Source organism: Bradyrhizobium ontarionense (assembly GCF_021088345.1).
Taxonomy (GTDB): Bacteria; Pseudomonadota; Alphaproteobacteria; order Rhizobiales; family Xanthobacteraceae; genus Bradyrhizobium; species Bradyrhizobium ontarionense.
In genome coordinates this window covers 4467371-4493869 of sequence record NZ_CP088156.1, presented here as the reverse complement: position 1 = coordinate 4493869, position 26499 = coordinate 4467371, and the positions used below count along the sequence as shown (strand labels likewise).

The following is a 26499-nucleotide window of genomic DNA, read 5'->3' as shown; positions in this document are numbered from 1 at the left end:
CTGTCGTCAACCCCGAGTGACGCCAGAGATCAATCCACCAGGATCACCCTGACATCGTTGACGTTGGTGAGCGTCGGTCCCGTCTGCAGCAGGCCGCCGGTCGCGGCGAAGAACGCCGTGGCGTCGTTGTTGGCGAGATAGGCCTGCGGATCCAGCCTCTGCGCGCGCATCGCCGCGATGACCTCGGCATCGACCAGCGCGCCGGCCGGATCGGAGGCGCTGCCGCCGCCGCCGTCGGCGCCGTCAGTGTCGCCGGCGAGCGCCGCGACGCCGTCCATGTCCTTCAGGAGGTCGGCGAGGGCAAGCGCATATTCCTGGTTCGGCCCGCCGCGGCCCTGGCCGCGCACGGTGACCGTCAGCTCGCCGCCGGACAGGATCGCCATGCGACGGCCGAGCGCACGGGCCTCACGCGCCAGCTTGGCGTGGTCGGCGGCAACCTCGCGCGCCTCGCCTTCGAGGTCGGCGCCGAGATCGAGCACGTCGTAGCCCGCGGCCTTGACGCTGGCGACGGCGGCTTCGAGGGAGCTGGCGGGGCGCGCGATCAGCTCGAACGAGGCGCGGGCGAAGGCCGCATCGCCCGGCTTGCAGCTCTCATTGGCCGCATTCTCGAGCGCCCGGGTGACCGCCGGGTCGACGTCGAGCCGGTATTTGGCGACGATGGCGCGGGCATCGGCGAGCGTGGTGGGGTCCGGCACGGTGGGCCCCGACGCGATGGCGGAGGGATCGTCGTGCGGCACGTCCGAAATGGCGAGCGTGACGATTTCCGCTTTCTGCCCGGCACGCGCCAGGCGACCACCCTTGATGCGCGACAGATGCTTTCGGACCGTGTTCATTTCGCCGATCGGTGCGCCTGAGCGCAGCAGCGCTCGGGTCAGCTGCTGCTTCTGCGTGAAGCTCACGCCATTGGCAGGCGCGACCCAGTTGGCAGAGCCACCGCCGGAGATCAGCACCAGCATCAGGTCGTCGGCTTCAGCCGTCGCGGCCAGCTGCAACGTGTCGTCCGCCGCTTTGAGCCCGGCCTCGTCCGGCATCGGATGGCCGGCTTCGATGACCTTGACGCAGCGGGTCGGTACGCCGTGGCCGTGCCGGGTGGTTGCAATGCCGGTCAGCTTCGCCGGATCGAACCCGAGCGTGTCCAGGTAATGCCGCTCGGCGGCTGCCGCCATGGCAGCCGCGCCCTTGCCCGCAGCGAGGCAGATGATCCGCCCCTGCGGTGCGGCAGGCAGATGCGCCGGCAGCACCACGTCGGGATGGGCCGCGGCGACCGCGGCGTCGAAGATCGCGCGCAACAGCGGACGGCGGCCGGTCATGCGGCGCCGCCCGCGCGTGCAGGAGTCACTTGGGCTCGCCGTTCATGACCTCGCCGAACAGCTGCCAGCGTTCGCCCTTGAACTGCATCAGCTGCAGCTGTTCGATCGGCTGGAAATCCTCGGGACCCGTGGTCAGCGTGATGCCGGGCAGCAGCCCGCCTTGCGGAAACTGCCGCAGACTCGCGGCCTGCTTCATGACATTGGCGCGGGTCAGTTCGTCGCCGCATCGCTTCAGCACCTCGACCATCGTGGTGGCGATGTTGTAGCCGGTCAGCGCCGACGAATCCACGGGATTGATCTCCGGCAGATACTTGGCGAGCAGCTCCCTGAACGCGCCGAGACCGGGATCGTTGGCCCATTGCGGATCGGAGGCATCCTTGGCGTAGGCGGCCGAGATCACGCCTTGCGAGTTCTCGACGCCGGCCGGCCGCATCACGGCCGCGGTCGAGGCACTGACATTGGAGATGATGGTGAGCGGCTTCCAGCTCATCTCACCAAGCTTCTTGATCGCCTGTGCGCCTGATTTCGGCGTCGTGAACAGCACGACGATGTCGGGGTTGGCCGACTTCATCTTGACGATGTGCGATTCCACCGTCGGCTCGGCGATCTCGTAGCTTTCCTCCAGCACCAGCCGCGATGTGTCGCCGAGGCCGTCCTTCAGGCCCTTCAGATAGTCCTTGCCCATATCGTCGTTCTGGTACAGCACCGCTATCTTGCCGGTCGGCTGCTGGGCCGTGAGATACTTCGCGTAGATGCGCGCCTCGGACTGGTAGCTCGGCAACCAACCCATGGTCCAGGGAAAAGTCTTAGGCTCATTCCACTTGGTGGCGCCGGTCGCGACGAACAGCTGCGGCACCTTCTTGGAATTGAGATATTTCTGGATCGCGGTGTTGGGCGCGGTGCCGAGCACGCCGAACAGGAACAGCACCTCGTCGCTCTCGACCAGCTTGCGCGCCTGTTCGACGGTCTTCGGCGGCGAGTAGGCGTCGTCGTAGGAGATGAAATTGATCTTGCGGCCGTTGATGCCGCCGTCGTCGTTGACCTTCTTGAACACGGCCGTCATCGCCTTTCCGACCGAGCCATAGGCCGAGGCCGGACCGCTGTAGGGCACGATGTTCCCGATCCTGATCTCGGTATCGCTGGCGCCGGTGTCGTACTTCTTGTCGGCGATTGCGCTGCCGGCGGCGACGCCGACGAGTGTCAGGCCGAGCAGACTCGAAACGGCGCGGCGGGTGAGGGCGGTGGTCATGGTGATGGGGCTCCTTTGGCCTTCGACGTTGGCCTTGTTGTTGGATCCGCCCGCGGCGCGGGCGACTCGTTTCACTCCGGATGATCCCCATAGCGCGGCAGCGCGCGGCACGTAACCGCCGCCGATGCATGACCGCCGTTCTATGAACTCCTAGCTTGAGGAATGCTGGGCAAGACAGCAGGGATGCCTAGTAGAGGCTGCCTCCTGCGGCGCGACGCCGCAGGAGGCCCTGCTCATTTGGTCTGACCCGTCAGCCGCCGACGTCGGCCGAGACGACGTCGCCGAACAGCTGCCATCGCTCGCCGGTGAAGCGCATCAGCTGAAGCTGGCTGACGGGAGCAAAGTCGGTGGCGGAGGTGTTGATGGCAATGCCCGGCAGCAACACCTCGGTGCGGAAGTCGCGCAAGCTCGCGGCCTGCTTCATGACGTTCTCCCGCGTCAGATTGTCCCCGCATTGCTTGAGCACCTGCACCAACGTCTGCGCCACGCCGTAACCGACCACGGTGCCGTTATCCAGCTTGTCGCCCTCCGGAAAATCCTTGGTCATGAACTCCAGATAGGCCTTCATGCCCGGATCATTCGCCCATTGCTGGTCGGTGGTATCCTTCAGGTAATGGGCGGAGACGATGCCCTGGGCGTTGGCAAAGCCCGCGGGCTTGATCACGCTGCCGACGGAGGCCGAGACATTGTTGAGAATGTGCAGCGCCTTCCACTCGATTTCGGCCGACTTCTTGATCGCCTGCGCCGCGAATTTCGGCGTCGTGATGTCCATGAACACGTCGGCGCCGGTCGACTTCAGCTTGACGATGTGGTTGTCGATCGTGGGCTCGGTCGTCTCGTAACTTTCTTCCATGACGATCATGCTCGCAGCTTTCGCGCCGAGGCCGTCCTTCAGACCCTTCAGATAGTCCTTGCCGTAGTCGTCGTTCTGGTAGAGCACGGCGATCTTGGCGTCGGGCTTCTCCTTCAGCAGATACTTGGCGTAGATCCGCGACTCCGCCTGGTAGCTCGGTTGCCAGCCCATGGTCCAGGCGAAATTGGACGGGTCGTTCCACTTGGTGGCGCCGGTGGCGACGAACAGCTGCGGCACCTTCTTGGCGTTCATGTATTTCTGGATCGCCGAGTTCGAGGGCGTGCCGAGCGAGTTGAAGATCAGAAGCACCTCGTCGCTCTCGACCAGCTTGCGCGCCTGTTCGACGGCCTTCGGCGGCGAATAGGCGTCATCGTAAGAGACGAAGTTGATCTTGCGGCCGTTGACGCCGCCCTCGGCGTTGATCTTCTTGAAGTAGGCCGCCTCCGTCTTGCCGATGATGCCGTAGGCCGAAGCAGGGCCGCTATAGGGCATGATGTTGCCGATCTTGATCTCGGTGTCGGATGCACCGGTGTCGTATTTCTTGTCGGCGGCGAATGCGCTGCTTGCGGAGAGGACGGCGGCAGCGGCCGTGGCGAGGGCTGCCCTTCGCGTGATCATCATGGTGCGTTTCTCCCGTGTCGTTGTTGATGACGTGTCCCGGCTTCCTTGGCGGAAGCTCTCGTTGTGACGGGAACTATAGCAGAGCCGGTGCGGCGCGGTTGCGACATCGCGGCACGGTCCGTGTTTTCGCGGTTCCGCACCGGGATCGCGTGATGTGCAGCTGCGAGAGGCGCGCACAATCTCGGCTTGTATGTGCTGCGCAAGAACAGCTCGAGGTCGCCAGGGCGGTGGTCGCGCACCGTGTCCAAGTGCGGGCAGCGCGTGACAAGAAAAAGCCCTCCGCGCGATTGCGCGAAGGGCCAGGGCAGAGGTCGGCACCGCGTTCTGCGGCGATGCTCTACTGCTCGATTTCGCCGCTGATGGCCTCGCCGAACAGCTCCCACTTCTCGCCCTTGAAGCGCTGCATCTGTAGCTGCTCGATGGGGGCGAAGTCGGTCGCCGAGGTGCTGATCTTGACGCCCGGCAGCAGCGTGTCGGGCGTGAAGTCCTTCAGGCTCGCGGCCTGCTTCATGACGTTGGCGCGGGTCAGGTCGTCGCCGCACATCTGCAGCACCTTCACCAGTGTCTGCGCGGCGCCGTAGCCGTACACGGTCGAGCTGTCGAGCTTGTTGGCGTCCGGATAGTATTGCGCGAGGAACTCGGTGAATTTCTTCATGCCGGGGTCGTTGTCCCACTGGGTATCGGCGGCGTCCTTCGCATAGGCGGCGGAGAGGATGCCCTGCGCGTTCTCGAAGCCGGCCGGCTTGATCACGCTGCCGACCGACGCCGAGACGTTGACGACGAGATGGGTCGGGTGCCAGTCGATCTCGGCGAGCTTCTTGATCGCCTGCGCGGCGAATTTCGGTGTCGTGACGCTGAAGAAGACGTCGGCACCCGAGGCCTTCAGCTTGACGATGTGGCCGTCGATCGAGGGCTCGGACGTCTCATAGCTCTCTTCCATGACGATCATGGCGGCGGCCTTGTCGCCGAGGCCGTCCTTGAGGCCTTTCAGATAGTCCTTGCCGAAATCGTCGTTCTGGAACAGCACGCCGATCTTGGCGCCCGGCTTGTCCTTGAGCAGGTACTTCGCATAGATGCGCCCCTCGCTCTGGTAGCTCGGCTGCCAGCCCATGGTCCAGGGGAAGTTCTTCGGATCGTTCCACTTGGTCGCGCCGGTGGCCACGAACAGCTGCGGGATCTTCTTGCTGTTGAGATATTTCTGGATCGCCGAGTTCGACGGCGTGCCGAGCGGGTTGAAGACGAACAGCACCTCGTCGCTCTCGACCAGCTTGCGCACCTGCTCGACCGCCTTGGGCGGCGAGTACGCATCGTCATAGCTGATGAAGGTGATCTTGCGGCCGTTGATGCCGCCCTCGGCGTTGATCTTTTTGAAGTAGGCTTCTTCGGTCTTGCCGATCACCCCGTAAGCGGACGCCGGGCCGCTATAGGGCATGATGTTGCCGATCTTGATCTCGGTATCGGTTGCGCCGGTGTCGTATTTCTTCTGGGCGAATGCGCCGCCCGAGGTGAGGGCGATCACCGCCGTGGCTAGCGCGGCGATACGTAGGTGTTGAGAGACGAGCAAGATTTCCTCCTTAGCTCTTACGGACTTTGCCCAGAACTTGCTGAGCCACCATCGCCACCTGCCGCGCGCCGTGCGGAACGAGGAAGATGATCAGGAACAACAGGACGCCGAACACCGCGCCGGACAGCCCCTTGGAGATGCCCTCCGCGATATTGGGAACGAAGATGATGAAGGCCGAGCCGATGAAGGAGCCGGGCAGCCAGCCGACGCCGCCGACGACCATGCCGAGGAACAGCGAGATCGCGAGAACGATCGTGTAGCTGTCGGGTGCCACGAACTGCACCGCGATGGCGCCGAGCCCGCCGGCGACGCCGGTGATGCCGGCGCTGACGCCGAACGCCAGCGTCTTGTAGGTTGCGACGTCGATCCCCATCGCGGAGGCCGCGATCTCGTTGTCGCGGATCGCCATGAAGGCCCGGCCCGAGCGCGAGCGCAGCAGGTTGACCGAGAACATGTAGATCGCGATCGTGATCGCCAGCGTGAAGTAATACAGCCACGTGTCCTGCGACATCGGCAGGCCGAACGGCGCGTCGGGCTTGGTCACGACGAGGCCCTGCACGCCGCCGGTCCACGGCTCGAAGAAGCCGAGCTTGAGGATCTGCGGCATCGCGGTCGCGAGCGCGAAGGTCGCGAGTGCGAGGTATACGCCGGACAGCCGCAGCGCCGGCTGGCCGAACAGGAATCCGAAGCCGAAGCAGATGACGCCCGCGACCGGCAGGGTCAGGGCGTAGTTGACGTTGTACTGCTCCATCAGGATCGCCGAGGTATAGGCGCCGACGGCATAGAACGCGCTGTTGCCGAGCGAGAACTGGCCGCTGCCGCCGGTCAGGATGTTCAGCGCCAGCACGGCAAGCCCGTAGATCAGCAGCATCGTCATCTGGAAGATGATGAAGTTCTTGACGAACAGCGGCACGATCAGGAGCAGCAGCACGACGACGAGGCTCGTGCCTGAACTCAACGTCATGGCCCGTTTCGGAACGGCCTCGACCGCAGGCGCCTGGGATGCGATGTCCTCGATTGCGCTCATGATCAGACTCGCTTCACGATGTTGCGGCCGAACAGGCCGGCGGGCTTGATGACCAGGACGGAGATGATCAGCGCCAGCGCGATCGGCAGCTTCATCTCATTGCCCACGTGTGGAATGTAGGTTCCGGCGAGGTTCTCGAAGACGCCGACCAGGAAGCCGCCGAGCACGGCGCCGAACGGGCTGGTGAGGCCGCCCAGCACGGCCGCGGCGAAGCCGTAGATCAGCACGCCGCCCATCATGTTGGGCTCGAGGAACACGACGGGGGCGATCAGCATGCCGGCGATCGAGCCGATCGCCGCCGCCATGCCCCAGCCGAGCGCGATCATCCAGGAGGTGTTGATGCCGACCAGCCGCGCCGATTCCGGCACGGCCGCGGCCGCGCGCATCGCAAGGCCGACCCGCGTGTACTGGAAGAAGAAGTACAGTCCGACCAGCAGCAGAACGGTGATGCCGATCATGCCGGCCTGATGCGTCGAGATCAGCTGGCTGCCGAGGAACGGCGACGAGCCGAACGGTGTCGGATATTGCTTGATGGTGAAGTCCCAGGTCAGTCCGGCAAAGGAGTTGATGATCGAGTACAGCGCGATAAAGCCGGCGACCTGGGTCAGGATCGGCGCCTTGGCAAGCGGCTTGAACAGCACGCGCTCGATCGCGATGCCTCCGGCGAAGGAAAAGGCCAGCGTCACCACGAAGGCGACCCAATAGGGCAGGCCCCACTGCATCAGCTGCCAGGAGATGAAGGTCGAGAACATCGCCATCTCGCCTTGCGCGAAATTGAGATGGTCGATCGCCTGGTAGATCATCACGACCGCGAGCGCCATGCAGGCGTAGATCGCACCCGTCGCAATGCCGGCCAGGACCTGGTTGGTAAAAAGCTCCATTGTCCAGCCTCCGTTAGTAGCCCAGATAGGATTTGCGGACGTTCTCGTCGTTCGCGATGTCTTTGGCCGCGCCGGACATCACGATGCGGCCGGTCTCGATGACATAGGCCCGGTCGGCGAGCTCGAGCGCGAGCTGCGCATTCTGCTCGACGACGAGGATCGAGACCTTCTCCTCGCGATTGATCTTGCCCAGGATCTGGAACAGGTCGCGCACGATGAGCGGCGCGAGCCCGAAGGACGGCTCGTCCAGCAGCATCAGCCGCGGACGCAGCATCAGCGCGCGCGCCACCGCCAGCATCTGCTGCTCGCCGCCGGACAGCGTGCCGGCCTGCTGGGTGTGGCGCTCCTTGAGCTTCGGGAAGTAGGAATACATCCGCTCGATGTCGGCAACGATGCCCGGCTTGTCGCTGCGGGTGATGGCGCCGAGCTGCAAATTCTCCTCCACCGTCATGTTGGTGAAGGTGCCGCGGCCCTGCGGCACGTGGGCGATGCCGAAGCGGACGATGCTCTCGGTCGATTTGTTGTTCAGCGGCTTGCCCTCGAACTCGATCGCGCCGGTCGAGCGCACCATGTTGCAGATCGCGCGCAAGGTCGTGGTCTTGCCGGCGCCGTTGGCGCCGAGCAGCGTCGTCAGCGAGCCCTCGTTGAGCGAGAAGGACAGGCCGTGAAGGGCCTGGACCTGGCCGTAATAGGCGCGCAGATCCTTGACGTTCAGAAGCGCCGTCATTGATCCTTGCTCCCGAGATAGGCCTTGATGACGTCGGGATCGGCCTGCACCTGGGCCGGCGTGCCCTCCGCGAGCTTGCGGCCGAAATTCAGCGCCACGACGTGGTCGGCGATCGACATCACCAGGCCCATGTGATGCTCGACTAGCAGCACGGTGACCTTGCGGTCGTCGCGGATGCGCCGGATCAGGTCGCCCAGCACGTGGACTTCCTCGTGATTGAGGCCGCCGGCGGGCTCGTCGAGCAGCAGGATCTTCGGATCGGCCGCAAGCGCGCGTGCCAGCTCGACGCGCTTCTGGGTGCCGAACGGCAGTCCCGATACGATCTTGTGCGCGACGCCTTCGAGATCGAGATAGGCGAGGATCTCGTGGACCTTGGTGTTGACGGACGTCTCGCTGCGGCGGACCCAGGCGAGCCGCAGCGAATCCGAGATGATGTCGCTGGACGTCCGCGCGTGGGTGCCGACGCGGACATTGTCGAGCACGGACAGGTTGGGAAACAGCGCGACGTTCTGGAAGGTGCGGCCGATACCGATCTCGGCAATGCGGTGCGGCGGCCGTTTCAGGATGCTCCGCCCCTCCATCAGGATGTCGCCGGAACTCGGCTGGTACAGGCGGCTGAGGCAATTGAACAAGGTCGTCTTGCCGGCGCCGTTGGGGCCGATCAGGCCGAGGATCTGACCCTGGCGCATGTCGAAGGAGACGCCGTTGAGCGCGACGATGCCGCCGAACACGACGCTGACGTCGCGGACCGCCAGCAGCGGGTCGTTGGTCTGGGCGAGTTGGACCTGCGTCATCTCGTCTCGCCCTTCCGGATCACGTCAGCGGAAGGACGCGGCGTCGGCCGATCGTGACGGTGCAGGCTATCTGATACCCTCGGCAACACGGGCAACTTTTCCTCCTGACTTCGGCTTTTTATTGATTTCTTTGTTTGATGGGGTGCTTGTTTGATTAGTTCGCGGCACATGTCCCCCCAAGGCCGCTTCGATGTTCCTTACCATCGTGACAAGACGAGGTCCAATGTCGGTGCGCAGGCGCTCTTCCGTGAAGCGGAATGCAGGCGCGCCGCAGTTGATGGCATAGGGCCCCGTTCCGTCGTTGAGCCTCAGCGCAACGCCGACGGCGTGAACGTCGTCCTGCCATTCGCCGGCCGAAATCGTGAAGCCGTATTTGGCGACGGTCTCGCCGGCGCGCTCGATGCCGTCGCGGATCTTGGGCCAGCGGCTGCCGTAATGCTCGCGCAACTCGCGCATGAGAACGGCGCGTTCATCTTCGGGCAGTGCCCAGATATACGCCCGCCCCATCGCCGTGGTGGCGATGGGAATCCGCGATCCCACGTCGAGCTGAACGTTGACGACGCCGTGGCGGCTCTGTCCGACGTAGATCATGCTCAGACGGTCGCGGCCGCCGATCGCCACCGCGCCGCCGGTCTCGCGCATCAGCTGTTCACGGAACGGCTCGGATAGCTGCCGCACGCCGAGATTGGCGAGCGCGGCGTAACCCAGGAGCAGCGCGGACGGCGCCAGCTGATACTTCTCGAAGCGGGGCACCGCAGTGAGATAGCCGAGCTTGGTCAGCGTATACGTCAGCCGCGAAACGGTAGGCTTGGGCAGGTTGGTGCGCGCGGCGATCTCCTGGTTGCCCAGCAGTCCGTCATTGGGCCGGAAGGCCCTGAGGACCTCGAGGCCCCGGGACAGCGCAACGACGAAGTTGCGATCGGTCGCAGTTTTCTTCCCTGGGCGTTTCATGTCATCGGCTGTTGATTGATGAGCCTCGTTGACAACGCTCGTGCTTCAAAATAACCCTTGCTGTCAAGATGTGGAATTAGATTTCGCAGTGCGGAATTGATGTTCCGTAGCGGGTAGACGCAAGCAACGCCGATACTCTACGCGAATGAAGAGCCAAGAACCGGCCGGGACGTTAACCGGCTGCCAAGAAACGACATCCCAAGGAGCTTAGCGTGAGCGAAGTGGCAAAGCTTGAACGTCATGACATCGTCGGCATCGTCACCATCGACAGTCCGCCCGTCAATGCGCTGAGTGCCGCAGTTCGCGGCGGTATCCTGGACAACGTCAAGGCGGCGATCGCAGATCCCGAGATCAAGGCGATCGTGCTGACCTGTGGTGGGCGCACCTTCATCGCGGGCGCGGACATCACCGAATTCGGCAAACCGCCGAAGCCGCCGGCGCTCAACGACGTGCTGAGCGCGATCGAGAGCAGCCCCAAGCCGGTGATCGCGGCCATTCACGGCACAGCGCTCGGCGGCGGCCTCGAAGTGGCGCTCGCCTGTCATTATCGTGTCGCCACCAAGGAGGCCAAGCTCGGCCTGCCCGAGGTGAAGCTCGGCCTGTTGCCGGGCGCGGGCGGCACCCAGCGCCTGCCGCGCGCCGTCGGGCCGGAGTTGGCGGTCAAGATGATCGTCGGCGGCGACCCGATCAGCGCCGCCGAGGCGCACCGGGCGGGCCTGGTCGAGGAGATCGTCGAGGGGCCTGCCGCGGGCGGCGAGGCGTTCGCGCGCAAGGTGTTGGCTGAGGGCCGTCCGCTGCGCAAGCTGCGCGACGACGATTCCAAGCTGGCGGCGGCCAAGGCCGACCGCTCGATCTTCACCAGTGCGGTGGCGGCGATCACCAAGAAGTCGCGCGGGCTCGAGGCGCCGTTCGCAGCCGCCGATGCAGTCGGCTATGCGATCGACCTGCCGTTCGACGAGGGCCTGAAGAAGGAGCGCGAAGGCTTTCTCAAGCTGCTCACCAGCGATCAGTCCAAGGCGCAGCGCTATGCGTTCTTCGCCGAGCGCGAGGCCGCCAAGATCGCCGGCGTGCCTGACGGCACCAAGGGCCGCAAGGTCGAGCGCGTCGCCATCATCGGCGCCGGCACCATGGGCGGCGGCATCGCCATGTCGTTCGCCAATGCCGGCATTCCGGTCACGCTGATCGAGACTGCCGAGGAGCAGCTCAAGCGCGGCATGGGCATCATGCAGAAGAACTGGGAGGCGACCGCGGCGCGCGGCGGCATTCCGGCCGATGCGCCGGCCAAGCGCATGGCGCTGATCAACGGCGTCGTCGGGCTCGAGAACGTCGGCGATGCCGATCTCGTCATCGAGGCGGTGTTCGAGACCATGGCGGTGAAGAAGGAAGTCTTCGGCAAGCTCGATCAATTCGCCAAGCCCGGCGCGGTGCTCGCCTCGAACACGTCGTATCTGAACATCGACGAGATCGCGAAATACACCGCCCGTCCGCAGGACGTGCTCGGCATGCACTTCTTCTCGCCGGCCAACGTGATGAAGCTGTGCGAGATCGTGCGGGCGGAAAAGACCGCGCCGGACGCGCTCGTCACCGCGGTGTCGATCGCGCGCAAGATCGCCAAGGTGCCGGCCGTCGTCGGGGTCTGCGACGGCTTCGTCGGCAACCGCATGCTGGCGCAGCGCGGCAAGCAGGCGGAGAAGCTGTTGTTCGAAGGCGCCTTGCCGCAGCAGGTGGACGCCGTCGTCACCAAATTCGGCATGCCGATGGGCCCGTTCGCAATGGGCGATCTCGCCGGCCTCGACATCGGCTGGCGCTCGCGCAAGGACCGCGGCATCAAGAGCGAGATCGCGGACGCCTTGTGCGAAGCGGGCCGCTTCGGCCAGAAGACCGGCAAGGGCTACTACAAGTATGAGTCCGGCTCGCGGGCGGCGCTGCCCGATCCCGAGGTCGAGACGCTGATCGACGAGACGCTGGCCAAGCTCGGGCGCAAGAAGCGCGCCGTCAGCGACGAGGAAATCCTCGAGCGCATGATGTATCCGATGATCAATGAAGGCGCGAAGATCCTGGCCGAGGGCGTTGCCGCGCGGCCGTCGGACATCGATGTGGTCTGGCTCTACGGCTACGGCTGGCCGATCTATCGCGGCGGTCCGATGTACTGGGCCGACCAGGTCGGCCTGAAGCATATCGCCGAGCGGCTCGCGTTCTATGCCAAGGAGACCAACGATCCATCGCTGGAGCCGGCGCCGCTGCTGAAGCGGCTTGCCGATGAGGGCAAGACGTTCGCCTCGCTGGCAACCGAGGGAAAGGCCGCTTGATGCGGCCTGTTGTTTCCAAATGGTCATTCCGGGGCGCGCGCAGCGCGAGCCCGGAATCCATAGCCACCACCGTGAATATGGATTCCGGGCCTGCGCCTTGCGGCGCATCCCGGAATGACAACGTCACTTTTGGCAAGCAGATCAGCGCATGATCCATCCTGGCGAACAGTTCTATCCCGAAGGCGTCCACTGGGACGCGCCGATTGCGCGCGGCACCTTGCCGGATCTGCTGACGCAGGCGGTGAGCGAGTTCGGCGATCGCGACGCGCTCGAGTTCCGTGATCGGCCGATCACATTCAAGCAGCTCTCCGATCTGGCCGACCAGGCCGCTGCGGCGTTCCTGCGCGCCGGTTTCGGCAAGGATTGCTCGATCGCGCTGTTCCTCGGCAATACGCCCGACCATCCGATCAATTTCTTCGGCGCGCTCAAGGCCGGCGCCCGCGTGGTGCACCTGTCGCCGCTCGACGGCGAGATCGCGCTGTCGCACAAGCTCACGGATTCCGGCGCGCGCATCCTGGTGACGTCGAATCTGTCCGCGCTGCTGCCGACCGCGCTGAAGTTTCTCGACAGAGGTTTGATCGACCGCCTGATCGTCTGCGAGGACGATTCATGGGGCAACATCGGCACCCCGCAGACGGCGCTGCCGGACAATCGCGACGTGATCACCCATCGCGCCTTCGTCGACGGCGCGGCAGCGCCGGCCGCGTGGCCCGAGATCACGCCGGACGACGTCGCGCTGCTGCAATATACCGGCGGCACCACCGGCCTGCCCAAGGGCGCGATGCTGACGCACGGCAATCTGACGGCCGCCGTCTCGATCATCTCGCTCTGGGGCCGCGCCACGCGATCCCGGAGCGACGGCATCGACCGTGTCATCTGCGTGCTGCCGCTGTTCCACATCTATGCGCTGACGGTCGTGCTTCTGTCCGCGCTGCGCCTCGGCAACCTGATCTCGCTGCATCAGCGCTTCGACGTCGCGGCCGTCATGCGCGACATCGAGGTCAAGCGCGCGACCTATTTCCCCGGCGTGCCCACGATGTGGATCGCGATCGCCAACCTGCCTGATCTCGACAAGCGTGATCTGTCGTCGCTGATGAGCGTCGGCTCGGGCGGCGCGCCGTTACCGGTCGAGGTCGCGCGCATCCTGGAGCGCCGCGTCGGCATGAAGCTCAAGAGCGGCTGGGGCATGACCGAGACCTGCTCGCCCGGCACAGCTCATCCCAAGGAGGGGCCGGACAAGCCGGGTTCGATCGGGATCGCGCTGCCCGGCATCGAGATGGACGTGGTGTCGTTGGAAGACCCGACCAAGGTGCTGGGCGTGAACGAGGTCGGCGAGATCCGGATCAAGGGGCCGAACGTCACCAGTGGCTACTGGAACAGGCCGGAGGAGACGACGCAGTCTTTCGTCGACGATCGCTTCCTGACCGGCGACATCGGCTATGTCGATGCCGACGGTTTCTTCTTCCTCGTCGACCGCAAGAAGGACATGATCATCTCCGGCGGATTCAACGTCTATCCGCAGATGATCGAGCAGGCGATCTACACCTACCCGGCCGTGCAGGAGGTGATCGTGATCGGCATTCCCGACGCCTATCGCGGCGAGGCCGCAAAGGCCTTCATCAAGCTGCGCGATGGCGCCGCGCCGTTCCCGGTCGACGATCTCCGCGCATTCCTCACCGGCAAGCTCGGCAAGCACGAGCTGCCCGCTGCGGTCGAATTCGTCGACGAGCTGCCGCGCACCCCGGTCGGCAAGCTGTCGCGTCACGAATTGCGCCAGCAGAAGTCATCCACGTCTCACGGACAACATCAGCAACAACAATAGGAGGTCCCCATGACCGACGCCGTCATCGTTTCCACCGCCCGCACGCCGATCGGCAAGGCCTATCGCGGCGCGCTCAATGCCACCGGCGGCGCGACGCTGCTCGGCCATGCCATCGGCGAGGCCGTCAAGCGTGCCAAGCTCGATCCGGCCGAGATCGAGGACGTCGTGATGGGCGCAGCCCTGCAGCAGGGCTCGACCGGCGGCAACATCGCGCGCAAGGCGCTGCTGCGCGCAGGTCTTCCGGTGTCGGTCGGCGGCACCACCATCGACCGCCAATGCGCCTCCGGCCTGCAGGCGATCGCGCTGGCCGCCCGCTCGGTGATCTTCGACGGCGTCGAGATCGCGGTCGGTGGCGGCGGCGAATCGATCTCGCTGGTCCAGAACGACAAGATGAACAGTTTCCAGGCCACGGATCCGGCGCTGCTCGAGATCAAGGGCGACGTCTACATGCCGATGATCGACACCGCCGAGATCGTGGCCAAGCGCTACGGCATCTCGCGCGAGCGCCAGGACGAATATGCCCTGGAGAGCCAGCGCCGCACCGCGGCCGCGCAGCAGGGCGGCAAGTTCAATGACGAGCTGGCGCCGATCACCACCAAGATGGCGGTCACCGACAAGGCCACCGGCGCCATCTCGTTCAAGGACGTGACCTTGTCGCAGGACGAGGGCCCGCGTCCGGAGACGACGGCAGAAGGTCTCGCCGGCCTGAAGGCGGTGCGCGGCGACGGTTTCTCGGTCACGGCCGGCAATGCCAGCCAGCTGTCCGACGGCGCCTCGGCCTGCGTCATCATGAGCGATGCCAACGCCGCCAAGCGCGGCCTGCAGCCGCTCGGCATCTTCCGCGGCTTCGTCTCGCATGGCTGCGAGCCCGACGAGATGGGCATCGGTCCTGTGTTCGCCGTGCCGCGGCTCCTGAAGCGCCACGGCCTGACCGTCGATGACATCGGCCTGTGGGAGCTCAACGAGGCGTTCGCGGTGCAGGTGCTGTATTGCCGCGACAAGCTCGGCATCGATCCGGACAAGATCAACGTTGACGGCGGCGCCATCGCGGTCGGTCATCCCTACGGCATGTCGGGCGCACGGCTCACTGGTCACGCGCTGATCGAAGGCCGCCGCCGCAAGGCCAAATACGCCGTCGTCACCATGTGCGTCGGCGGCGGCATGGGCGCCGCCGGCCTGTTCGAGGTGCTGCAGTAAAGTTGTAGCTGTCGTCCCGCGCGAATCTCGCGCGGGATTTCCCACAACTGTCGTCCCGGGCAAGCGCAGCGCAGACCCGGGACCCATACCGTGTGACCCCGCTTGGGGCATTTTGGTAGATGCCTGTGCTCCCCACGAGGGCCAGTGGCTATGGGTCCCTGCGTTCGCAGGGACGACAGCGGAGCGAGACGAACTAACGCGGTTCAAACGACCACACGACACACGGGAGGATCCGATGGATCTTGCATTCACGAAGGAAGAGCAGGCGTTCCGCGAGGAAGTCCGGCAGTTCTTCAAGGACAACGTGCCGCCGGAAACACGGCGCAAGATGATCGAGGGCCGTCATCTGTCGAAGGACGAGATGGTGACCTGGTGGCGCATCCTCAACAACAAGGGCTGGGGCGTCTCGCACTGGCCGAAGGAATATGGCGGCACCGGCTGGACCTCGGTGCAGCACTACATCTTCAACGAGGAGCTGCAGGCCTATCCGGCGCCGCAGCCACTCGCCTTCGGCGTCAGCATGGTCGGCCCTGTGATCTACACCTTCGGCAACGAGGCGCAGAAGCAGCAGTATCTGCCGCGCATCGCCAGTGTCGACGACTGGTGGTGCCAGGGCTTCTCCGAGCCGGGCTCGGGCTCCGACCTCGCCTCGCTGAAGACCAAAGCCGAGCGCCGCGGCGACAAGTGGATCATCAACGGCCAGAAGACCTGGACCACGCTCGCGCAGCATGCCGACATGATCTTCTGCCTGTGCCGCACCGATCCCGCGGCGAAGAAGCAGATGGGCATCTCCTTCATCGTGTTCAGCATGAAGTCCAAGGGCGTCACCGTGCGCCCGATCCAGACCATCGACGGCGGCCTCGAGGTCAACGAAGTGTTCTTCGATGACGTCGAGGTGCCCTACGAGAACCTGATCGGCGAGGAGAACAAGGGCTGGGACTACGCCAAGTTCCTGCTCGGCAACGAACGCACCGGCATCGCTCGCGTCGGCGTCTCCAAGGAGCGCATCCGCCGCATCAAGGAGCTCGCCGCCAAGATCGAGTCCGGCGGCCGTCCGGTGCTGGAGGACCCGTCGTTCCGCGAAAAGCTCACCGCCTGCGAGGTGGAGCTGAAGGCGCTGGAGCTGACGCAGCTGCGCGTCGTCGCCGACGAGGGCAAGCACGGCAAGGGCAAGCCCAATCCGGCCTCCTCGGTGCTCAAGATCAAGGGCTCGGAAATCCAGCAGACCACGACCGAGCTCCTGATGGAGGTGATCGGTCCGTTCGCCGCGCCCTACGACGTCCATGGCGACGACGACAGCAACGAGACCATGGATTGGACCGCGCAGATCGCGCCGAGCTACTTCAACAACCGCAAGGTTTCGATCTACGGCGGCTCCAACGAGATCCAGCGCAACATCATCGCCAAGGCGGTGCTGGGACTTTGAGTTGCTGTCATTCCGGGGCGCCGCGAAGCGGCGAGCTACGACGCGCAGTTGCGCGTCGGAGAATCCATAACCACCATCGTGAGTATGGATTCCGGGCCCGCGCCTCGCGGCGCGTCCCGGAATGACGCCGATGATGAATTTCTGGTACGAGGATAGAGCAGATGGATTTTGATCTCAGCGAGGAGCAGCGCCTCCTCAAGGACAGCATCGACGGCCTCTTGGCGGATGCCTATGATTTCGACAAGCGCAAGCAGTACATGAAGGAGAAGGGCGGCTGGAGCCGGGCGATGTGGTCCAAGCTCGCCGAGCAGGGCCTGCTCGGTCTGCCGTTCTCCGAGGACGATGGCGGCTTCGGCGCCGGCGGCGTCGAGACCATGATCGTGATGGAGGCGATGGGCCGGGCGCTGGTGCTCGAGCCGTATCTGGCGACCGTGGTGTTGTCGGGTGGCTTCCTCCGCCACGGCGGCTCGGCGGCGCAGAAGGCCGCGCATCTTCCCGGGATCATCGACGGCAGCAAGACCTTTGCCTTCGCGCAGCTCGAAAAACAATCGCGCTACGATCTGTTCGACGTCGCGACCTCGGCCAAGAAGAAGGGCGACGGCTACGTCATCGACGGCGAGAAGTTCGTCGTGCTCAATGGTGAGAATGCCGACACGCTGATCGTGACCGCGCGCACGGCCGGCGGTCAGCGCGACAAGTCCGGCATCGGCGTCTTCATCGTGCCGACCGACGCGAAGGGTGTCACCCGCAAGGGCTATCCGACCCAGGACGGCCTGCATGCGGCCGACATCACCTTGACCGGCGTCGAGGTCGGCGCCGACAGCGTGATCGGCGATCCCGCGAACGGCCTGCCGCTGATCGAGCGCGTCGTCGATGAGGCGCGCATCGCGCTGTGCGCCGAGGCGGTCGGCCTGATGGACGAGTCGCTCAACACCACGGTCGAGTACATCAAGACGCGCAAGCAGTTCGGCGTCGCGATCGGCTCATTCCAGTCGCTGCAGCACCGGGCGTCCGACATGTTCGTTGCGCTGGAGCAGGCGCGCTCGATGTCGATGTTCGCGACCATGGCGGCCGAGTTCGACGACGCCAAGGAGCGCGCGACGTCCATCGCCGCAGCCAAGGTGCAGATCGGCAAATCGGCCAAGTTCGTCGGCCAGCAGGCGATCCAGCTCCATGGCGGCATCGGCATGACGATGGAAGCCAAGATCGGCCACTACTTCAAGCGTCTGACGATGATCGAGACGACGTTCGGCGACACCGACTACCACATGCGCCGCGTCAGCGAGGCCGGCGGGTTGATCTGATCTGAGCGACGTCATTCCGGGGCACGCGCGATAGTGCGTGACCCCGGAAGCCCGATGTTGTTGTAACTGTCATGCCCCGCGAAAGCGGGGCATCCAGTATTCCAGAGACGTCGCGATCATCACAACCGCTGCGGCGTACTGGATCGCCCGGTCGAGCCGGGCGATGACGGCGGAATGTGCCGATGCTGCGGAGGATACAATCAATGACCCTCAACCCCTTCAACCTCTCCGGCCAGGTCGCCGTCATCACCGGCTCCAGCCGCGGTATCGGCCGCGCGTCAGCCGAATTGCTCGCCCAGCTCGGCGCCAAGGTCGTGATCTCCAGCCGCAAGGCGGACGCCTGCGAGGAGGTGGCGCGCGGCATCCGGGCGAATGGCGGCGATGCGCACGTCATCGCCTGCAATATCTCGCGCCGCGCTGAGGTCGACGCGCTGATCGACGGCGCGATCAAGCATTACGGCCAGGTCGACATCCTCGTCTGCAACGCGGCGGTGAACCCGTATTACGGCCCGCTGCTCGACATCACCGACGAGGCCTTCGACAAGATCATGGCCTCCAACGTCAAGAGCAATCTGTGGCTCTGCGCCAAGGCGATCCCGCCGATGGCCGCGCGGGGCAAGGGCTCCGTCATCATCGTCTCCTCGATCGGCGGCTTGCGCGGCTCGACCGTGATCGGCGCCTACGGCATCTCCAAGGCCGCCGATTTCTCGCTGTGCCGCAGCCTCGCCGGCGAATGGGGGCCGCAGGGCGTCCGCATCAATTGCGTGGCGCCGGGCCTGGTCAAGACCGACTTCGCCCGCGCGCTGTGGGAGGACGAAGCCCGCCTGAAGCAGCGCTGCGCCACCACGCCGCTGCGCCGCATCGGCGAGCCGCACGAGATCGCCGGCGCCGTGGCTTATCTCGCCTCCGACGCCTCGACCTTCATGACCGGCCAGACCATCGTCGTCGACGGCGGCGTCACCACGGCGGCGGTGTAGGTGGTGTAGAAGGCCCGTCGACACGACGGCTGCACCCTCTCCCCTTGCGGGAGAGGGTGGTTTCTCACGAAGTGAGAAGCCGGGTGAGGGGTCTCTCTCCTCAAACTCAGGACGCGGGCGTGGCACCAACCCCTCACCCGAATGAGGGTGTAGCAGGCATCGAGCTGCCCTCTCCCGCAAGGGGCGAGGGCGCAGTCATTCGCACCCGAAGGGGACCCAAAGCAGACAGGTCGCATGCGTGGCCCTGAATTTTGTCGATGTCTTCTGGAGCGACAGCTCGGTGCAGACTCTTCATATCCATGAGCGAGGGATCATCTGTGCCGCAAGCTTCTTGACCTTCCCGGTCCAATCCGCTTGCTTGTCGCCCCAACGTCGTCAACTTCCCGGGAAGAAACACCCATGTCCTTCGTGCTGGCCATCGATCAGGGCACCACGTCCTCGCGCGCGATCGTGTTCCGCTCCGACATCTCGATTGCCGCGGTGGCGCAGCAGGAGTTTCCGCAGCATTTCCCGGCCTCGGGCTGGGTCGAGCACGAGCCGGAGGACATCTGGACCTCGACCGTGATGACCTGCCGCGACGCGCTGGAAAAGGCGGGCCTCAAGGCGAGGGACATCGCCGCGATCGGCATCACCAACCAGCGCGAGACCACCGTGGTGTGGGATCGCGCCACCGGCCAAGCCATCCACCGCGCCATCGTCTGGCAGGACCGCCGCACCGCCGATATCTGCGCGAAGCTCAAAGCAGAAGGCCACGAGCCGGATGTCAGCGCCAGGACCGGCCTGATCATCGATCCCTATTTCTCCGGCACCAAGGTCGCCTGGATTCTCGACCACGTGCCGGGCGCACGCGAGCGCGCCGAGCGTGGCGAGCTGCTGTTCGGCACCGTCGACTGCTATCTGCTGTGGCGGCTCACCGGCGGCAACGTGCACGCCACCGACGCCACCAATGCCTCGCGTACCCTGCTGTTCAACATCCACACCGGCCAGTGGGACGATTCGCTGCCTGAGCTGTTGCGCGTGCCGCGCTCGATGCTCCCTGAGGTGAAGGATTCCTCGGCCGATTTCGGCACCACCACGCCCGATCTGTTCGGTGGCCCGATCAAGGTCGCAGGCATTGCCGGCGATCAGCAGGCCGCGACCATCGGCCAGGCCTGCTTCACGCCGGGCATGATGAAGTCGACCTACGGCACCGGCTGCTTCGCGCTGCTCAACACCGGCGCGACGCCGGTGAAGTCCAACAACAAGCTCTTGACGACCATCGCCTATCAGCTCAACGGCGAGCGCACCTACGCGCTCGAGGGCTCGATCTTCGTCGCCGGCTCCGCGGTGCAGTGGCTGCGCGACGGGCTCGGCATCATCAAGCATGCCGCCGAGACCGGCCCGCTCGCCGACAAGTCCGACTCGATGCAGTCGGTCTATCTCGTGCCGGCCTTCGTCGGCCTCGGCGCGCCGTATTGGAATCCGCGCGTGCGCGGCGCGCTGTTCGGCTTGACCCGCAACACCGGGCCGGCCGAGCTTGCGCATGCGACCTTGGAAAGCGTCTGCTACCAGACCTATGATCTGTGGGCAGCGATGCGCGCCGACTGGCCCGATGCGTCCGCTGCCACCATCGTGCTGCGCGTCGACGGCGGCATGACGGCGTCCGACTGGACCATGCAGCGCCTGGCCGACCTGCTCGACGCGCCGGTCGACCGGCCCATGATCCAGGAGACCACCGCGCTCGGTGCCGCCTATCTCGCCGGTCTCCATGCCGGGGTCTATCCGGAGCCGGAAAAGTTCGCCGACAATTGGCGGCTCGAGCACCGCTTCAGGCCGGTGATGAGCGCAGCGACGCGGCAGCGCAAGCTCGCCGGCTGGGCCCGCGCGGTGAAGGGCGTGCTCGCGAGCGACGAGGGCGAGTAGGAGCAAGAGCGGTGTCCGTTCCCGACGGCTACTATGACGTTCCGACCGGCAAGATCGCCGCCGTGGTCACTTCGCTCGAGATGCTGGCGCCGCCGGTGCTGCCGCCCGATCCGGTCGGCGACTGGACGCTGCGCCGCGTTGCGCATCCTGATGCCACCTGGTACCGCGACCTCTACACCCGCGTCGGCCGGGAATGGCTGTGGTCGCAGCGGCTGCGGATGAGCGACGCGGAGCTCGTCAGAACCATCCGCGCCGACGGCGTCGAGATCTATACGCTGGAGCATGACGGCGGCGACGAGGGTCTTCTGGAGCTCGACTTCCGCACCAAGAACGAGTGCGAGCTGGTGTTGTTCGGCGTCACCGCAAAACTGGTCGGGACCGGCGCCGGACGCCTGCTGATGAACCGCGCACTGCAACGGGCCTGGGCGCAGCCGCTCACGCGGCTCTGGGTCCACACCTGCAGCTTCGATCATCCGCGCGCGCTGGCGTTCTACCAGCGCTCGGGCTTCCGGCCCTATCGCCGCCAGATCGAGATCGCGGACGACCCGCGGCTCGACGGCACCTTGCCGCGCGATGTCGCACCGCATGTGCCGCTGATTGCCTGAATTTGGTAGCTGACAACAGCGCTGAACGACGCTTCACTGCTCTGCACGGGAGGATGCGCCATGTTCCTGATCGGCCAATACGACTCGCCCTTCGTCCGCCGCACCGCGATTGCGCTGCAGCTCTACGGTCTGCCGTTCGAGCACCGGCCGTGGTCGACCTTCGGCGATGCCGACAAGATCGCGCCGTATAATCCGCTGCTGCGCGTGCCGGTGCTGGTGCTCGACGACGGCGAGGCGCTGATCGATTCGGCCGCGATCCTCGATCACCTCGATGAGACCGTCGGTCCCGAGCGCGCCCTGCTGGCGCGCAGCGGGCCGTTGCGCCGCCGGCAGTTGCGCACCATTGCGCTCGCCACTGGCTTGGGCGACAAGGCCGTCAGCCTGATCTATGAGCGCGTGCTGCGCAAGGATCGCCTGGCGCTATGGGTGGCGCGCTGTGAGACGCAGATCTCGGGCGTGCTGGCGATGCTGGAAGCTGAGCGCGCGGCGGTCACCACGGAGTACTGGTACGGCGACATGATCGGCCATGCCGACATCGCCGTCGCCTGCGTGCTGCGCTTCACGCGTGAGGCGCATCCGCATCTGTTCGACGAAACGCGCTACCCGGCGCTGTCAGCCCATGCCGCCCGCTGCGAGGCGCTGCCGCCGTTCCAGGAGATCGTCCAGCCGCTGGCCCCGCCGAGCGGGGATTGATGAGTTTGGGATCGTTGCTGTTGCCACACCGACAGTGCGCTCCCTCTCCCCGTTCTTCACGGGGAGAGGGCTGGGGTGAGGGGCAGACGCCCGGGGAGTGGACGTGGAAAGACCTGTACCCCCTCACCCGGATTGCATCTGACGATGCAATCCGACCTCTCAGCGCGAGCGAAGCTCGTCGCGCCCCCGCAAGCGGGGCGAGGTGCACCGCGCCAGCGGCGAGAGATGTGCTCAACTCAGCCCGCCAGGAGAAGCAGTGCAGCCAAGCGCGGAGTGCAGTTGAGCCACACAACCCCTCACGGCCTGAAATACACATCCACCTTCATGCCCACCGCGAATGGGCCGGGCTCGGCGAGATCGACCAGCACCTCCACCACGTCGACATCGGTCATGTTGCGCTGGCTGAGCGTCGAGGCGCGGCTGCTCTCGACCAGGGGCGCGACGACGGCGACCTTGCCGGCGACGTCGCGGCCGCGGAAGGCTTCCGAGCGCACCACGGCCTGCTGGCCGACCTTGATCTTGTCGAGGTCGCGCTGGTCGAGCTCGGCGCGGACGCGCAACGCCGTGATGTCGCCGAGCAGCACCAGCGGCGGCGTTGCTTGCGGCGAGGCGACTTCGCCGGCGCGCGCATTGACCTGCAGGATGGTCGCGTCGAGCGGCGCGCGGATGGTGAGCTTGTCGAGCGTTGCGCGCGCGCCCTGCAGCTCGCTGCGGGCGACGTTGAGCTGGCCCTCGGCGCTGATCGGCAGCGGCGCATCGGCGGTGACCTTGCGCAACTCGTCGGCCTGCTGTTCCAGCCTGGTCTGCGCTGCTGTCGCTTGCGTGCGCGCGGTCTCGACGTCGGCATCGGCGCCGCGGCCGGCGCGCCGCTCGGCCGCGGCTTTGTCGAGCGCGACGCGGGCGTCGAACAACGCCGCCTGCGCATCCGCAAGGCCATCCTCGGCGCGCCGCCGCGGCCCGGCGCCCGACGGCGTCGATTCCTTGTTGCGCACGCGCTTGCGCATCGCGACCTGCGCCTCGGCGCTGGCGAGCTGCGCTCGCGCCTCGGCATCGGCGAGCCGCACCAACGCCTGGCCGGCGAACACGGCCTCGTTGGCCTTGATCAGCACCTCCTGGATCAGCCCGCCGACGGGCGCGCCGAGCTTGATCAGGCCCGAGGCCGGCTCGACCCGCCCGGGCGCCACCGCGAGCCAGCGCTCGTCCTGGGCGTTGGCGGCGTGGACCGGCCGCGTGACCCAGGCGGGCGCGATGGCAAGTGCAGCGGCCGCCGCCGTGGCCAGCCCGATCGCGCGGACACGAGGTGCGATCCTTGATCCGATCATGCTCACGAGACCTTCTTCATTGAGTCGCCGCCGGCCTCTTCGCTGACGATGCGGCCGTCCTCGATATGAATGACGCGATTGGCAAAGGGCAGGATGCGCGGATCATGGGTCACCACCAGCACCGCGCGCGATGGATCCTTGGCGATGTCGGCGAGCAGGGTCATCACCGCCTGGCCGTTGGCGGTATCGAGCGCGCCGGTCGGCTCGTCGGCGAGAATGACCCGCGTGTTGCCGACGATGGCGCGGGCGATGGCGACGCGCTGCTGCTCGCCGCCCGAGAGCTCGCGCGGAAACGACCGCTTCTTGTGACCAAGGCCGACCCTGTCGAGCACCTCGCGCGCCGCCTTCTTCGCTGCCCGCGCGCGTTCGCCGCGCACATCGAGCGCGAGCCGCACATTGTCCTCGGCGTTCAGCGTCGGAAACAGATGATAGGATTGGAAGATGAAGCCGATGCGCTCGCGCCGGAGCTTCGCCAGCGCCTCCGGGTCGAGCCCCGCGACCGGCTGGTCGCCGAGCCGCACGGCACCACCATCCGGCGTCATCAGGCAGCCCAGGATCGACAGCAATGTGGTCTTGCCGCTGCCCGAGGGGCCCATCAGCAGCGCCAGCTCGCCGCCTTTGAGCGACAGGCTCACACCCTTCAGCGCCTGCACCCGGCCGGCACCCTGGCCGAGGTGATGCACGAGATCGGTCGCCTCGAGCACGGTCGTGCTCATCGGGAGAACACCAGGGTCGGGTCGATGCGCATCACCTTCACGATCGCCGCGATCGCCGAGCCCACGCACATCGTGAGCGTCAAGACAAACAGCGCCACCGTCAGCGCCGGCGTCATGATGACCGGCAGTGCCGACTCCGCGGTCGCCGCCGCCACGATCTTGCCGACCGCTGCGGCGCCGGCGAAGCCGATGACGGCGCTGAGCAGCGCCTGCCAGATGATGACCGTGTAGATGTAGCGGCTGGACGAGCCGATCGCGCGCAGGGTCGCGAACTCGTTGATGTGATCCTTGGTGCTGGAATAGAGCGTCTGGGCCACGATCACGGTGCCGACGATGAGGCCGAGCAGCGCGCCCGCGAACAGCGCGGCACCGGCGCCGGTGCCGAACAGCCAGAACGAGCGGCTGCGGCTCGCGAACTCGGCTGCGGTCAGCACCTCGACGTTGGACAGGCTGTCGCGCAGCGCCTGCTGCACGGTGTCGAGGTCGGCGCCGGCGGCCAGCTTCACCAGCAGATAGGACGCCTTGTTCGGCGCGATGCCGGTAAAGGTCCGCGCGCGCTCGACGTCGGTGAACACGTAGGGCGTGGTCGTGAAGGAGCGGATGCCCTTGGTGACCGCCATCACCTGGATCTTGCGGTCGCGCAGCTCCGCCGCCTGGTCGGTCCCGGTGATGCCGAGCCGCTCGAAATAGGTCTGGTCGATCGCGACCGCACCGGGCACCGACAGATCGTCGAGCCGTCCGTCCACCACGTTCCAGGGGTGCAGCCCGAGCCCACGCAGCTCCGAGCCGACCACGAACACCGGCGTCGTGGTGCCCTGCGGCAGCCGCCATTGTGCGTAGCCGATCACCAGCGGCGTCGCCTCCGCCACACCGGGAACCGCAAGCGCCCGGAACCGCTGCCGCTCATCGAGCAGCGACGGATCCTCGAAGCATTTGGTGCCGACCGGCATGACCCAGAGCTCGGCCGGCGAGTGGTCGATCATGGTCGTGACCATGCGCCGGAAACCGACATAGAGGCCCATCTGCACGGTCACCAGCACGATCGAGAAGATGATGCCGATGATGGTCGCGATGAAGCGAAGCCTGTCATGAAACAGGTTTCGCGACGCAAGCCTGAACTGCAGCGACATGAACTGAAAACCACCCGGAGCCCGGCGCCTATTTCATCCGCTTCCGGCGGAGATGTCCACGCTGCATCGCGTGGCGACGGCTGTCGCGCTTTGTCATTCGGCGCGGTCGTGGCGCGGGGGACACGGGGAGGCGCGTCACATGCGGTGCTGTACCTGCGAATTGCCGGCGGGGAGATGACGGTGGTTCGTCATACTCGGTGTCGTCCCGGCGAACGCCGGGACCCATAACCACAGGGACGAGTTGTTGCACTCGGTATCGGCCACCGCGGATCACCTATACATCACGCGGTATGGGTCCCGGCGCCGCGTGCGCAATTGCGCACTAGGCCGGGACGACGGCTGCGGGTGTGGCTGACAGCGCGGATGACGTCGCGCTGCGGGTGCTACCCGGCGGGCAAATCAGAGGCTTCGATCTTGTACGCTGGCTACCTCGCCACCACGCGTGACCGCTCGGAGGACAAAATTCACCTGCGCCTAGAAACCGAATTCCTGAGCCGCATCAGGCTGATTTGCCCTGTCCAGTCCTGCGCGCAAAAATATTCCGCTTTCGTATTTTCGGAATTCATGCATTCATCATCGCATCCCGTGTCCCCTGGAGGGGCGGAATCGCGATCGTCACGAACGTTGGACGCGGGGAGCGATGGCCGGGGCTTGCTGCAGTGTGTCTCACACCGACGAACGGCAGGCCGCGGACGCCGAAATCGTGTGGTCCTGGCATCCCGACGCTGATGCCAAGCCGGCGGCGATGATCCGCCAGTGACGGGGGCAATCAAGCCGGTCCCCGGGGAGAGCCCGTATAAGGTGTAGCCCATCGCGCAGGGAAGGCCGGGATGTCCTGCCAAACCTGTGGTTCCTGCCCCGTGCTTTTCTTACGCACGGGGGCCATGGGGGCGGCAAGCTCCCGGCCTTCCCTGCGCCCTCCTTGTTATTTCGAGGGCGGACCTGCCGCATCACTCGGGCGCTACGCGCCGCGAGATTGCGGGGCTGTGTCTGCTTGTTTGTTTGATGGGTGAACGCTGCGCATGCGTGCCGATGACGGTGCGTCAAAACAGGTGTCGTCCCGGCGAACGCCGGGATCCATAACCCCAGGGAGTAGTTGTTGAGTTCGACGTTTGCCAC

At 65.8% G+C, this 26499-nt stretch carries 21 protein-coding genes; 9 read left to right on the top strand and 12 right to left on the bottom strand.

What is annotated here, in order from left to right; translation table 11 throughout:
• Nucleotides 1–29 precede the first annotated feature (29 nt).
• From LQG66_RS19935 to LQG66_RS19895, 9 genes are all read right to left on the bottom strand, one after another.
• A complete protein-coding gene (locus LQG66_RS19935; protein ID WP_231317390.1) occupies nucleotides 30–1310 on the bottom strand; it encodes a glycerate kinase type-2 family protein in 1281 nt (426 codons plus the stop codon).
• A gap of 25 nt (nucleotides 1311–1335) precedes the next feature.
• Complete coding sequence (locus LQG66_RS19930; RefSeq protein ID WP_231317389.1) at nucleotides 1336–2559, bottom strand: ABC transporter substrate-binding protein; 1224 nt, start codon at nucleotides 2557–2559, stop codon at nucleotides 1336–1338.
• Between the two features lie 250 nt (nucleotides 2560–2809).
• Nucleotides 2810–4033, bottom strand: a complete 1224-nt coding sequence (locus LQG66_RS19925) for an ABC transporter substrate-binding protein (RefSeq protein ID WP_231317388.1) — start codon at nucleotides 4031–4033, stop codon at nucleotides 2810–2812.
• A 337-nt stretch (nucleotides 4034–4370) separates the two neighbouring features.
• Nucleotides 4371–5597: an ABC transporter substrate-binding protein gene (locus LQG66_RS19920; protein ID WP_231317387.1), complete on the bottom strand. Its 1227-nt coding sequence runs from the start codon at nucleotides 5595–5597 to the stop codon at nucleotides 4371–4373.
• A gap of 10 nt (nucleotides 5598–5607) precedes the next feature.
• Nucleotides 5608–6624, bottom strand: coding sequence for a branched-chain amino acid ABC transporter permease (locus tag LQG66_RS19915; RefSeq protein ID WP_231317386.1), 1017 nt, complete (start codon nucleotides 6622–6624; stop codon nucleotides 5608–5610).
• Nucleotides 6625–6626: 2 nt separating this feature from the next.
• The gene (locus LQG66_RS19910) at nucleotides 6627–7505 is read right to left on the bottom strand and encodes a branched-chain amino acid ABC transporter permease (RefSeq protein WP_231317385.1); all 879 of its coding nucleotides are present in this window, start codon (nucleotides 7503–7505) and stop codon (nucleotides 6627–6629) included.
• 13 nt (nucleotides 7506–7518) lie between these two features.
• Nucleotides 7519–8232, bottom strand: a complete 714-nt coding sequence (locus LQG66_RS19905; protein WP_231317384.1) for an ABC transporter ATP-binding protein — start codon at nucleotides 8230–8232, stop codon at nucleotides 7519–7521.
• Nucleotides 8229–9026, bottom strand: a complete 798-nt coding sequence (locus LQG66_RS19900; RefSeq protein WP_231317383.1) for an ABC transporter ATP-binding protein — start codon at nucleotides 9024–9026, stop codon at nucleotides 8229–8231. Before LQG66_RS19900 ends, LQG66_RS19905 begins: the two co-directional genes overlap by 4 nt.
• Nucleotides 9027–9092: 66 nt before the next feature.
• Nucleotides 9093–9977 (bottom strand): IclR family transcriptional regulator, encoded by an 885-nt coding sequence (locus tag LQG66_RS19895; RefSeq protein WP_231317382.1) that lies wholly within the window; start codon nucleotides 9975–9977, stop codon nucleotides 9093–9095.
• A 212-nt stretch (nucleotides 9978–10189) separates the two neighbouring features.
• On the opposite strand from LQG66_RS19895, the gene LQG66_RS19890 reads away from it, so the two are divergent.
• The 9 genes from LQG66_RS19890 (at nucleotide 10190) to LQG66_RS19850 (ending at nucleotide 22212) form a co-directional block, all read left to right on the top strand.
• A complete protein-coding gene (locus LQG66_RS19890; protein ID WP_231317381.1) occupies nucleotides 10190–12286 on the top strand; it encodes a 3-hydroxyacyl-CoA dehydrogenase NAD-binding domain-containing protein in 2097 nt (698 codons plus the stop codon).
• A gap of 148 nt (nucleotides 12287–12434) precedes the next feature.
• Entirely contained in the window at nucleotides 12435–14108 is a 1674-nt protein-coding gene (gene pimA / locus LQG66_RS19885; protein WP_231317380.1) for a dicarboxylate--CoA ligase PimA, read from the top strand.
• Nucleotides 14109–14117: 9 nt separating this feature from the next.
• On the top strand, nucleotides 14118–15305 hold the full coding sequence (locus LQG66_RS19880; RefSeq protein WP_231317379.1) for an acetyl-CoA C-acyltransferase: 1188 nt from the start codon (nucleotides 14118–14120) through the stop codon (nucleotides 15303–15305).
• Between the two features lie 235 nt (nucleotides 15306–15540).
• Nucleotides 15541–16731 carry a pimeloyl-CoA dehydrogenase large subunit gene (gene pimC, locus LQG66_RS19875; protein ID WP_231317378.1) on the top strand — a complete coding sequence of 397 codons (1191 nt, stop codon included), beginning with the start codon at nucleotides 15541–15543 and terminating at the stop codon, nucleotides 16729–16731.
• Between the two features lie 161 nt (nucleotides 16732–16892).
• A complete protein-coding gene (gene pimD / locus LQG66_RS19870; protein ID WP_231317377.1) occupies nucleotides 16893–18035 on the top strand; it encodes a pimeloyl-CoA dehydrogenase small subunit in 1143 nt (380 codons plus the stop codon).
• A gap of 203 nt (nucleotides 18036–18238) precedes the next feature.
• The gene (locus tag LQG66_RS19865) at nucleotides 18239–19012 is read left to right on the top strand and encodes an SDR family NAD(P)-dependent oxidoreductase (protein WP_231317376.1); all 774 of its coding nucleotides are present in this window, start codon (nucleotides 18239–18241) and stop codon (nucleotides 19010–19012) included.
• Between the two features lie 399 nt (nucleotides 19013–19411).
• Complete coding sequence (gene glpK, locus LQG66_RS19860; protein WP_231317375.1) at nucleotides 19412–20914, top strand: glycerol kinase GlpK; 1503 nt, start codon at nucleotides 19412–19414, stop codon at nucleotides 20912–20914.
• 11 nt (nucleotides 20915–20925) lie between these two features.
• A complete protein-coding gene (locus LQG66_RS19855; protein ID WP_231317374.1) occupies nucleotides 20926–21519 on the top strand; it encodes a GNAT family N-acetyltransferase in 594 nt (197 codons plus the stop codon).
• A gap of 60 nt (nucleotides 21520–21579) precedes the next feature.
• Complete coding sequence (locus tag LQG66_RS19850) at nucleotides 21580–22212, top strand: glutathione S-transferase family protein (RefSeq protein WP_231317373.1); 633 nt, start codon at nucleotides 21580–21582, stop codon at nucleotides 22210–22212.
• Between the two features lie 296 nt (nucleotides 22213–22508).
• On the opposite strand, the gene LQG66_RS19845 is transcribed toward LQG66_RS19850, so the two are convergent.
• The 3 genes from LQG66_RS19845 to LQG66_RS19835 are packed head-to-tail and all read right to left on the bottom strand — an operon-like array spanning nucleotide 22509 to nucleotide 25380.
• Nucleotides 22509–23534, bottom strand: coding sequence for an HlyD family secretion protein (locus tag LQG66_RS19845; protein WP_231317372.1), 1026 nt, complete (start codon nucleotides 23532–23534; stop codon nucleotides 22509–22511).
• Between the two features lie 2 nt (nucleotides 23535–23536).
• Nucleotides 23537–24250 carry an ABC transporter ATP-binding protein gene (locus tag LQG66_RS19840; protein ID WP_231317371.1) on the bottom strand — a complete coding sequence of 238 codons (714 nt, stop codon included), beginning with the start codon at nucleotides 24248–24250 and terminating at the stop codon, nucleotides 23537–23539.
• Entirely contained in the window at nucleotides 24247–25380 is a 1134-nt protein-coding gene (locus LQG66_RS19835; protein ID WP_231317370.1) for an ABC transporter permease, read from the bottom strand. Before LQG66_RS19835 ends, LQG66_RS19840 begins: the two co-directional genes overlap by 4 nt.
• Nucleotides 25381–26499 lie beyond the last annotated feature (1119 nt).